Origin of the sequence: Micromonospora sp. 050-3, from assembly GCF_046549335.1 — a bacterium.
In the GTDB taxonomy this organism is placed as follows: Bacteria; Actinomycetota; Actinomycetes; order Mycobacteriales; family Micromonosporaceae; genus Micromonospora; species Micromonospora trifolii.
This window is the reverse complement of the sequence record NZ_JAJPVX010000009.1, coordinates 1-605: the sequence shown is the minus strand read 5'-3', so window position 1 is coordinate 605 and position 605 is coordinate 1. Positions and strand designations below refer to the sequence as shown.

Sequence of the window (605 nt, the reverse complement as noted above, 5' to 3'; positions counted from 1 at the left end):
CGAAAACGACCTTCGTAATCGAACACTTTTTCACGCACCTGCCAGTACTGGCCTTTCATGCGGGCGACGACAAAATCCGGGTGTCGCAATAAGGCTTGCTGGGCGAGGATATCGGCGGCGGTGATCCAGCGCAGCGGGATGCCCGGTGTGCGCGTATGCGGGCGGATAAAAAGCTGCTCGAAGGCGGTACGCTGGGCAGGTGTTTGCAGACGGAAACGCTCACTCACATCCGCGCCGTCTTCATCGTAATAGGTGATTTTCAACCATTCGCCTTTCTCGTCGTGCCCATGTTGCAAAGACATGCCGCTACAGCGTAATACCAGCGCGTCTTTCAGTCGTAGCGCCGCTTTTAACATATCGTCCGGATCAACCAGTACGGTGTCACATTCGCGGCAGCGGCGGGCGGCAATATCGTTTTCCGCGTTACATTGCGGGCAATTTTTAAAACGGAAACGGAAGTCACATTGTTCGCGATGACCGTCGTCATCTTCAAACCATCCCTGACAGCGACGACCAAAGTGTTCAATCAATGTCCCGTCGGCGGTCGTTTTCCCCCAAAAGGTGTTGGCAAAACCGCAGGCAGGGCAGAAAACCTGTACCGGGAC

1 protein-coding gene is annotated in these 605 nt (G+C 55.0%); it reads right to left on the bottom strand.

Annotated features, from left to right (window positions below):
• The coding region (locus ACLJOK_RS33545; RefSeq protein WP_410822496.1) for a hypothetical protein at positions 1-605 on the bottom strand (605 nt) is incomplete at both ends.